We start from the raw sequence: 9065 nt of genomic DNA, 5'->3' as shown, positions 1-9065 counted from the left end.
ATTGCGGCGAAATTGCTCGATTGCGATGATGCCCATGGGCTTCAAGCCACCAGCCGCAGATTGCACGCCACCACCCGGTTTCGCCCGTCGCGCTTGGCCCGGTAGAGCGCCGAATCGGCGCGCCTCAGCGACTCCTCGAGGGCGATGGGCGCATCGGAAAAGCAGAGGCCGGCCGAAACCGTGGTCTGCAAGAGCCCGGCATCGGTGAGCATCGCTTCCGCCTCGAAGGCAAGCCGCACCGCCTCGGCTGATTTGAGCGCACCCTCGGTGGAAGCCTCGAGAACCAGCAGGGCGAACTCCTCGCCTCCCATGCGCACGGCCAGATCGTCAGGCCCTGCCGCCGAGCGCAGCGCGGCTGTAAACTTGCGCAGCACCGCGTCGCCGACCGCATGGCCGAAGCGATCGTTGATCGACTTGAAGTCATCGAGATCGAACAGGATCATGGCCACATTGGCCGGCAGCATGGAGCTGCCATAGCGATCAAACATTGCCCGCCGATTGAGGAGGCCGGTGAGCACATCGGTCTCGGCCTCGTGGCGGTGACGCTGGGTGAGCCGGGACTGATTGAGCGACAGCGAGAGCGCCCCGATACCCGTGAGCGTGATGATGCAGATGGTGAGATTGAGGTCCTCGGCCCAGTTGCTGGGGGCCGCGCCGATCGAGAGATTGCCGGCAAGGATCACGAGTGCCGCGCAGGGCAGGAAGGACAAAGCGCACACGGCATAGAGCAGCACGACGGCAAAGATCGGCAGCGGCGCCTCCTTGCGGCCGGCCCAGTATTCGATCGCGGTCGCGCCAAGCAGCAGCGCGGCAAGGAGATTGCCGATGATGACGCCGAGGCCATCCAGCCCCAGCGCGAAGGGCAGGGCCACGAAAACGGCTCCGGGAATGCCGATGGAGAGGATCATCTGCCCGCGCGGCCGGCGCAGGCGAAACTCGCGGGCCGCCCCGAAGATCACGGCGAGGCCGAAAACGAGCAGCGCGAAGGCGAGGGCGCCGACGAACGGATTATAGACCTGATTGTAGCTCGAAAAGGCGAGGATGTTGCCCACCACCAGCAACAGCCCCAGCGACCAGGTGAGCATGAACCGCTCGGCCCGCGACGACAGCCACGCGGCAAAGAAGGTCATGCACAAACCCACGGCGGACAGCCCAACCGCAAGTAACAGCGAGTTGTAGTCGAGTAGCACCTGGGCAACCGCGCGTTTTTAGGACCATGGCCGGCGCCAGTGGCGCGCCAGCCGGAGAACTGACCAAACCCTTACCACATCCGGCTGCATCAACGGTTAACGAGACCTGACAGCGCACGGCGGATCTACCCCATCTGTGGCACTTGTGCGACCGTGCGGCTGCCGATCCCGTCGATCTGGCCGGCTGCGTGCGCAAACGGGTTTCCCGGCGGCGCGCAATTTGCTATGGGCTCGCTCGTGTGACCCCGTAGCTCAGCAGGATAGAGCACAGGATTCCTAATCCTGGGGTCGCGCGTTCGAATCGCGCCGGGGTCACCAAAAGCCATGCAGCACGACGGATCGCGCCGGATAGGCCCGGCAGGCGATCCGAGTGCCCGCCCAATCCATCGGGGGCCGCCGCTTGCCGAGTGAGCCGATCCTCATCGATGCCCGCAACCTGCGTTGTCCCCTGCCCGTGCTGCGGCTCGAAAAGGCGCTCGGGGCGGCTGGTGCCGGCACGGCGTTCGTGGTGCTGGCGACCGACCCGATGGCGCGGATCGATATTCCGCTGCATTGCCGGCAGCACGGCCACGCCTGCAGCATGACCATCGAGGACGAGGTCTACCGCTTTTCGATCCTCAGCGCAGGCTGACGCCGCCCGCAACCGTGGTGGGTGCATAGACGGGGCGCGGACGCGGCCAGGGAATGGTGCGGATGCGACCCAGATCGGTCGCCACATGCACAGGGCCGGTGACGGTATCGGTCAGGAAGCTCGGCTGCCCCTTGAGGCCGTAGGGAAAAGCCTTTTCGCGGGCCGCGACATATTCCTTGGAGTCCTTGCCGCAGATCAGGGGCCGCATGTCTCGCGGAGCCACGCCCGACGCATTGGCATAGGCGACGATGCTCTGGCCCGTCCCCCTCACCTGCCCCGCCTCGGCCTTGAGGAAGAGTTCGGCCGTCATCTCGTTGCGCTCGCGCGCCGAGGAGGCGCCCAGCACGACGGCAAGCAGCGAGCGGCCGTTGCGCTCGTTGGTGGCGACGATGTTGAGGCCCGAGGCGCAGACATAGCCGGTCTTCATGCCCGTGGTGCCAAGAAAGCTGGTGAGGAGCCCGTTCTGCGATTCCATTTTCGCGGTGCCCAGCATCACCGCCTCGGTGGCAAAGAGCGGCAAATATTCGGGATAGTCGCGACGGATATAGAGGGTCAGCACCGCCAGGTCGCGCGCCGAAGTGACCTGCGCCTTGTTGTGCAGCCCGTGCGGATTGACGAAATTGGTGGCCGTGAGCCCCATCGCGGCGGCGATCTGGTTCATTTCGGCGACGAAGGCCTTTTCGGAGCCCGCCACCGCCTCGGAAATGGCGACGGCGACGTCGTTGGCCGATTTGACGATGAGCAGATAGAGCCCGTCGCGCAGGGTGATGGAACTGCCGACCTCGAGACCCGACTTGCTCGGCGCCTGATTCCACGCATTCTGCGAGATTCTGATGGGCGTATCGAGGGAGAGCCGGCCCTGCCGGATGGCGGCAAAGGCGACATAGGCCGTCATCAGCTTGGTCAGCGAGGCCGGATGCCAGGGCTGGCCGGCATCCTCGGCGGCGAGGATTTCGCCCGAGCGCATGTCGACGAGCAGCATGGGATTGGCACGCGCGGTGCCCAGCAGCAGCGGAACGACGAGAAGCGCGGCGAAAAGGATACGGCCAAGATGCACTGGCGGGGCAACCCTGCTGTTGAAGCGGAACCCGCCCCTCATAGCAGCCATGGCCCGAGGGCTCAACGCGAGCCGCCGCTCGTCAAGGCTTTTTGACTTCAGGCCGAGCGGCTGACCCTGTAGCCGGCCGGAACCCGGCGCACTGCCGAGGCGAGGGCCTGTGCATAAGCCCGGTCGGCAACCCGCCGCACCGGACGGTCGGGCGGCTCGCGCGAAACGGTCGCGAGCACCTGCGACACGAAGTCGGCGCGGAAACCGGTGTCCCGATCCCCGCCTGCCTGCCCGCCCTGTGCCACGCCGTGGGTGATGACGATGCTCCCGGCATCCGTTGTGCAACTGGGCTCAACGTCGCGACCGGGGGCATGGGTTGCAAGGCTGCGTTAACCTTGGTTACCGCTTTATTACCAGAGATGGTTAACAGCCGCCTATTTGAAGTCGTCCTTGGCCTTGCGCAGCGCCGCGAAGACCTGTGCCGCCGAAGTGCCCTGCGGCAGGTTCATCGCCTTGGCCATCTGCGGCAGATCGGCCCGGAGGAAGGGATTGGTTGCCTTTTCCATCGCCATCGAGACCGGAATGGTGAACTCGTTATTGGCGCGCATGCGCTTGACCTCGGCGGCCCGGATGCGCAGGGCCGGGTTGTTGGGATCGACATGCTGGGCGAAGGCGGCATTGGCCTCGGTGTATTCGTGCCCGCAATAGATCAGCGTCTCGTCGGGCAATTCGCGCAGCGTCTCCAGCCCTTCCCACATCGGGCCGGGCTTGCCCTCGAACATGCGGCCAACGCCCATCGAAAAGAGTGCATCGGCTGAAAAGAGGTGCCCGCCCGCCGCGTCGTAATAGGCGATATGGCCCAGCGTATGGCCCGGCGTACCGATGATCTGGAAGGTCGTGGCACCCAGCGAGACCCGGTCGCCGGGCTCGACCAGCACGTCGAGCCCGAGGATCTTGGTGGCCTCGGCCTTGGGCCCGGTGACCCGCACCGAGAATTCCCGGTCGAGCACCGGAATGCCTTCGACATGGTCGACATGGTGGTGGGTGATGAAGATGTCCGAGAGGCTCCAGCCGCGCCGTTCGAGCGCTGCCTTGATCGCCTTGGCATCGGGCGCATCGATCGCGGCCGTGCGCCGGGTTTCGGTATCGTGCACGAGATAGCCGTAATTATCGGTCCGGCACATGAAGATATCGATCAGAAGGCTCATCGCGGCAGGCTCCGGAAAACAAGGGATTCGGGGTCGGGGTGACTTTTGACGCTTCATGCGCCAGAGTCCACCCGTCGCGAAGCCAGTAAAGGGACACTGGAGATGACGCCCGACGTGCGGCGGCTGATCGGCTTTTACAACTCGCCCCTGGGCGAGGTGGTGGGCGCGGTGCTGTCCGAGACGGTGGCTGACCTCGCCGGAGACCTGCGTGAGCGGCGGGTGATGGGGCTGGGCTACGCCATACCCTGCCTTGCCGGCATGGCCGGGGCGCCCGAGCGCGTGATGGCCTTCATGCCCGAGCGCCAGGGCGCCGTGGCCTGGCCCGCGACCGGCCTGTCGCGGACGGTTCTCGTCGACCCGCTCGACCTGCCGCTGACCGATTCGGCCATCGACCTGACCATCGCGCTCCACAGCTTCGAGCATATCGCCGATGCCGAGGAGCTGATGCGCGAGCTCTGGCGGGTCTCGGCACCCAATGCGCGGCTGGTGATCGTGGTGCCGCGCCGCGCCGGGCTCTGGGCGCATCTGGACAACACGCCCTTCGGCGCCGGCCACCCCTATAGCCGCTCGCAGCTCGAGCGGCTGCTGCGCGACCATTCCTTCGTGCCCGAGCGCTGGGCCTATCGCCTGCACATGCCCCCGATCAGCGCCCGGCCGCTGCTCGGCTGGGCCCGGGCGATCGAACGCATCGGGCGGCCGCTCGGGCCGTTCGGTGCGGGCATCATGTGCGTCCTCGCCCGCAAGGAACTCTTTCCCGCCGTGCCGCGCCGAAAGCGGCTCGAGCGCTTCGTGCGCGTGCCCGCCATGGCGCCGCAGGCGGCGATGAACCTGCCGCGCGACATCTAGGCTTTGCCTTCGGGTCGGCCTTTCTCTATGGTCCGCGCGCCCTTCATCCCCGGCCCCGGACCCATGACGACGAAGACGCCGACGACGCCCGCCCGACCTGAGCCGCAGCCCGGCATCCTCAAGATCGCGCCCTATGTGCCAGGCCGTTCCGACGTGCCGGCCGGGGTGACGCTGGTCAAGCTCTCGGCCAATGAGAGCCCGCTGGGCGCAAGCCCCAAGGCCGCCGAAGCCTCGCGCGCCATGGCCGACAGGATCCATGTCTATCCCGAGGGGTCTTCGCGCGCTCTGCGGACGGCTCTGGGCGAGGTGCATGGGCTTGACCCCGACCGCATCGTCTGCGGTTTCGGGTCGGATGACCTGCTGCACCTGCTCGCCCAGGTCTATCTGGGCGAAGGCGATGCGGCGGTGATGAGCCAGTATGGCTTCAACGTCTATCCCATCATCACGCGCGGCGCCTCGGCCGAGATCATCATGGCGCCCGAGACCGATTATCGCGCCGATGTCGACGCGCTGCTGGCGGCTGTGACCGAGCGCACGCGGATCGTCTTTCTCGCCAACCCCAACAATCCCACGGGCACCTATCTTTCGGCCGCCGAGGTCAACCGGCTTCATGCCGGCCTCAGGCCCGACATCCTTCTCGTCATCGACAATGCCTATGCCGAATATGTCACGGCCGATGATTATGAGGTCGGCGTCCGGCTGGTCGATGCGGCCGAAAACGTCGTGATGGTGCGCACCTTCTCCAAGATGGGCATTGCCGGGGAGCGGGTGGGCTGGATGTATGGGCCGGCCCATGTGGTGGATGCGGTCAACCGCATTCGCGGGCCTTTCAACGTGTCGCTGTCGGGCCAGGCGGCCGCCGAGGCTGCCGCGCGGGACACCGAGTTCACCGCCCGGCTTTGCGCCCACAATGCCCGGTGGCGCGAGTGGCTCGCGGCGAGCCTTTCGTCCAACGCCATCCGCGTGCCACCCAGCCAGGGCAATTTCGTGCTGGCACTGTTCGCGACCCCCGAGATTTCGCGCGCCGCCTTCACGGCCCTGCGCGACCAAGGCCTGCTGGTGCGCGAAATGCACAGCTACGGCATCACCAACGGCTTGCGCATCTCGATCGGGCTCGAACCGGACATGCGGCGGGTGGTCGAGGTGCTCAAGGATTTCGGGGCCAAGGGCCCGGTCGACGGGGAGCAGCGCTGATGTTCGAAAAAATCGCGCTTGTGGGCATCGGGCTCATCGGCTCCTCGATCGCCCATGGCGTCAGGCGTCATGGGCTGGCCAGATCGATCGCCATCGCCACACGGCGGCAGGAAACGCTCGATGAGGCCGAGGCGCTGGGCCTTGGCGACAGCTACACCACCAGCGCCGCCGAGGCCGTGCGCGGCGCCGACCTCGTCATTTTGTGCACCCCCGTGGGCGCCTATGGCGCGGTGATGGCCGAGATCGGGCCGGCCCTCGAGCCCGGCGCCATTCTCTCCGATGTGGGTTCGGTCAAGGCGCATGTGGTCAAGGTCGTGGCCCCGCATCTGCCCGAAGGCGTGCATTTCATTCCCGGTCACCCCATCGCGGGCACCGAGCATTCGGGACCCTCGGCCGGCTTTGCCGACCTCTTCATCAACCGCTGGTGCGTGCTGACCCCCGGCGCGGACGCCGATCCCAAGGCCGTGGATCGCCTCGTGACGTTCTGGCAGGCGCTGGGTTCGCGGGTCGAGTGCATGAGCCCCGACCATCACGACCTGGTGCTGGCCATCACCAGCCACGTGCCGCACCTGATCGCCTACAACATCGTGGGCACGGTGGCCGACCTCGAGCAGGATACCCGCTCCGAGGTGATCAAGTTCTCGGCCTCGGGCTTTCGCGACTTCACCCGCATAGCCGCTTCCGACCCGGTGATGTGGCGCGACGTGTTCCTCACCAATCGCGATGCCGTGCTCGAAATGCTGGGGCGCTTCCTCGAGGATCTGTCGCGCCTGCAACGGGCGGTACGCGTCGGGGACGGGCCGGCGATGGAAGAGCTTTTCACCCGAACCCGCGCCATCCGCCGCTCGATCATCACGGCGGGACAGGAAACCTCGGCGCCCGATTTCGGACGGCTGCAGGGCAGCCCGGCCAAACCCGAAGCCACGGACAAGGGTTCGGCCTGAGCAACCTCAGAAGACCGGCGGCAGCGATGTCAGCGGCACGAAGCCAGAAAACAGGACGCCGCCGCGCGCATTGAGCTGCTGGCGGTAGCTTCCATCCTCGGCGCGCGTGCCCAGGATCATGGCGCCGAGTTCGCGCGGCAGCAGCGGCTCGATGAGCTCGGCGATGCCGCGTGAGCCCAGCTGCACCTGCCCCTCGATGCGCCCCTCGGCATCGAGCCCCAGCGTGCCCGACGCCTCCACCGAGCGCTCGCCGGCGGTGCCCTTGAGCGTGGTCAGCACCAGTTCGCCGCCAGAGGCCTGCCAGGCCGGCAGGATGCCCGGCTCGGCGAAGCGCCGCACGTCATCGGGCACGTTGGCGAGATCGGCCTCGAGCACCGCCTCGCCACCTGCGATCTCTACGCCGGGCGCATCGACGCCCTGAAGCTGCACATAGGCGCCAAGCGTCGTGGTGCCGGCGGTGGCGTCACGCGCTTCGGGCCGGTCGATGAGATGGGCCTGGGCCTCGGCCGCCGTGCCGACGGTACGGGCCTCGAAGGTCGTGTCGATGAGCGAGAGCTCGGTGGCCACCAGCGAGGCGCGGGCGAGCGACCAGCCGTTGAGCCTGACGCTGCCTTCGAGCCCGGCAAAGGTCAGCTGGCTGCGGCTGCCGGTGAAGGCATCCTCGAGATCGATCGGGCCGCGCCCCGACAGCACAGCATGGGTGGGGCGGTAGACGAGCACGGAAGCGCGCAACTCCGCCATCTGCGCGGTGGTATCGCCAGAAACCAGCGTCGCATCCACGCAGGCCAGGTCGAAGCGGAAGGGAAAGCCGGAGATGTCGAGCCGTCCGCAGTTGAGGCGCGGACTGGTTTCGCCATCGGCGAGCGCCATCTGGTCAATCGCGCCGCGCGCCTGCAGGGCGACATAGAGCCAGCCTGCCGTCCAAACCACGGCGACCAGTGCCACCACACCGGCGAGAAATCCGAAAGGCTTCATGCTTTGTCCATCCTTCTCGCGCATGGCCGCCGCGCAACCCGAAGGCTTGCGCGACACACCCCACAGGCCCTACCAAATGGACGTGACTATGGCACGCGACGAAGCATCGCAGGGCGCCGAACCGCTCTGGGTTTTTGGGTATGGCTCGCTGATCTGGCGGCCGGGCTTCCCTTTTGCCAGCCGGCAGGCGGCGCTGCTGCGCGGCGCCCATCGCCGGCTCTGCATCTATTCGCACCGCCATCGCGGTACGCGCGAGCGGCCGGGGCTGGTGCTGGGGCTCGTTGCCGGCGGCTCGTGCCGCGGCATGGGTTTCGAGGTGCCGGCGCGCGACTGGTCGGAAGTCTACGCCTATCTTCTCGACCGGGAGATGGACAGCGGCGTCTATCGCGCGGTCTGGCGGCCGGTGCGGCTCGCCGATGGTCGCATGGTCAGGGCGCTGGCCTTCGTCGTCGATACCAGCCACCCCCAATATGCCGGCAATCTGGAGCAAGCCGAGCAGTTGCGGTTGGTGCGGGACGGGCATGGAGAATCAGGGCCCAACCCGGAATATGTAGTCGAGACGGCGCGCCACCTGATGGCGCTCGGCATGGCCGACCGCTATCTTGACGCGCTGGCCGCCGAACTGGGCGGGCTGGGGCTGCGCGTGCCCGAAACCGCCTGAACCCTCAGGCGGCCGTGGCGGTGGGATAGGCAAAGCGCGGCGAACCGGCTGCCTCGGGCAAAGGCTCGGCACCTTCGAGATCCCACACCAGGGTCAGCCGATCCTGCGGATCGATGGTGCCGGCGACGCACAGCGCCCTGTCGGCGCAATCGAGTGCCAGCCGGAAGCGGGCGCGGCTTTCGGCGTCGCCCACCACATCGGCGAGCGTACCGGCCCAGACCACCAGCGGGCCGCGCGCCAGCACATGCACCACCCCATCCTCGAGGCGGAAGCTTTCGAGCGCGCAGGGCAGCAGATGATGCAGCCTGCGCGAGCGCCCTCGCCATGCCTGGGGCCGTTCGAAACCGGGTGTCGCCATGATCATGCCC

11 protein-coding genes and 1 tRNA gene are annotated in these 9065 nt (G+C 67.1%); 6 read left to right on the top strand and 6 right to left on the bottom strand.

Features of this window, described 5'->3' with window-relative positions; genetic code table 11:
- Positions 1 to 41 precede the first annotated feature (41 nt).
- Positions 42 to 1130 carry a GGDEF domain-containing protein gene (locus BT183_RS14420; protein WP_244545339.1) on the bottom strand — a complete coding sequence of 363 codons (1089 nt, stop codon included), beginning with the start codon at positions 1128 to 1130 and terminating at the stop codon, positions 42 to 44.
- Between the two features lie 301 nt (positions 1131 to 1431).
- Here BT183_RS14420 and BT183_RS14415 point away from each other — a divergent pair.
- Positions 1432 to 1508, top strand: a tRNA-Arg gene (locus BT183_RS14415).
- An 82-nt stretch (positions 1509 to 1590) separates the two neighbouring features.
- Complete coding sequence (locus tag BT183_RS14410) at positions 1591 to 1821, top strand: sulfurtransferase TusA family protein (protein ID WP_072344878.1); 231 nt, start codon at positions 1591 to 1593, stop codon at positions 1819 to 1821.
- Here BT183_RS14410 and BT183_RS14405 read toward each other — a convergent pair.
- From BT183_RS14405 to gloB, 3 genes are all read right to left on the bottom strand, one after another.
- Positions 1808 to 2929, bottom strand: coding sequence for a D-alanyl-D-alanine carboxypeptidase family protein (locus BT183_RS14405; RefSeq protein ID WP_084603547.1), 1122 nt, complete (start codon positions 2927 to 2929; stop codon positions 1808 to 1810). The two genes, BT183_RS14410 and BT183_RS14405, sit on opposite strands and share 14 nt — an antisense overlap.
- Before the next feature lie 47 nt (positions 2930 to 2976).
- Positions 2977 to 3174: a hypothetical protein gene (locus tag BT183_RS14400; protein WP_072344373.1), complete on the bottom strand. Its 198-nt coding sequence runs from the start codon at positions 3172 to 3174 to the stop codon at positions 2977 to 2979.
- Positions 3175 to 3303: 129 nt separating this feature from the next.
- Complete coding sequence (gloB, locus tag BT183_RS14395) at positions 3304 to 4077, bottom strand: hydroxyacylglutathione hydrolase (RefSeq protein WP_072344370.1); 774 nt, start codon at positions 4075 to 4077, stop codon at positions 3304 to 3306.
- A gap of 102 nt (positions 4078 to 4179) precedes the next feature.
- Between gloB and BT183_RS14390 the strand changes: the two genes are divergently transcribed.
- The 3 genes from BT183_RS14390 to BT183_RS14380 all read left to right on the top strand — a co-directional run bounded on the left by BT183_RS14390 (position 4180) and on the right by BT183_RS14380 (position 7061).
- Entirely contained in the window at positions 4180 to 4923 is a 744-nt protein-coding gene (locus BT183_RS14390) for a methyltransferase domain-containing protein (protein ID WP_072344368.1), read from the top strand.
- Between the two features lie 63 nt (positions 4924 to 4986).
- Positions 4987 to 6117, top strand: coding sequence for a pyridoxal phosphate-dependent aminotransferase (locus BT183_RS14385; RefSeq protein WP_072344875.1), 1131 nt, complete (start codon positions 4987 to 4989; stop codon positions 6115 to 6117).
- On the top strand, positions 6117 to 7061 hold the full coding sequence (locus BT183_RS14380) for a prephenate/arogenate dehydrogenase family protein (protein WP_072344365.1): 945 nt from the start codon (positions 6117 to 6119) through the stop codon (positions 7059 to 7061). Before BT183_RS14385 ends, BT183_RS14380 begins: the two co-directional genes overlap by 1 nt.
- A 6-nt stretch (positions 7062 to 7067) precedes the next feature.
- Here the strand turns inward: BT183_RS14380 and BT183_RS14375 are convergent, their stop codons facing one another.
- On the bottom strand, positions 7068 to 8036 hold the full coding sequence (locus tag BT183_RS14375; RefSeq protein ID WP_177282555.1) for a DUF2125 domain-containing protein: 969 nt from the start codon (positions 8034 to 8036) through the stop codon (positions 7068 to 7070).
- 88 nt (positions 8037 to 8124) lie between these two features.
- Between BT183_RS14375 and BT183_RS14370 the strand changes: the two genes are divergently transcribed.
- Positions 8125 to 8697, top strand: a complete 573-nt coding sequence (locus BT183_RS14370) for a gamma-glutamylcyclotransferase (RefSeq protein WP_072344359.1) — start codon at positions 8125 to 8127, stop codon at positions 8695 to 8697.
- 4 nt (positions 8698 to 8701) lie between these two features.
- On the opposite strand, the gene BT183_RS14365 is transcribed toward BT183_RS14370, so the two are convergent.
- Positions 8702 to 9055 (bottom strand): hypothetical protein, encoded by a 354-nt coding sequence (locus BT183_RS14365; protein WP_143145813.1) that lies wholly within the window; start codon positions 9053 to 9055, stop codon positions 8702 to 8704.
- Positions 9056 to 9065 lie beyond the last annotated feature (10 nt).

Source organism: Devosia enhydra (assembly GCF_900119845.1).
Taxonomy (GTDB): Bacteria; Pseudomonadota; Alphaproteobacteria; order Rhizobiales; family Devosiaceae; genus FPKU01.
The sequence above is the reverse complement of the archived record's forward strand: the minus strand, read 5'-3'. Positions and strand labels throughout refer to the sequence as shown.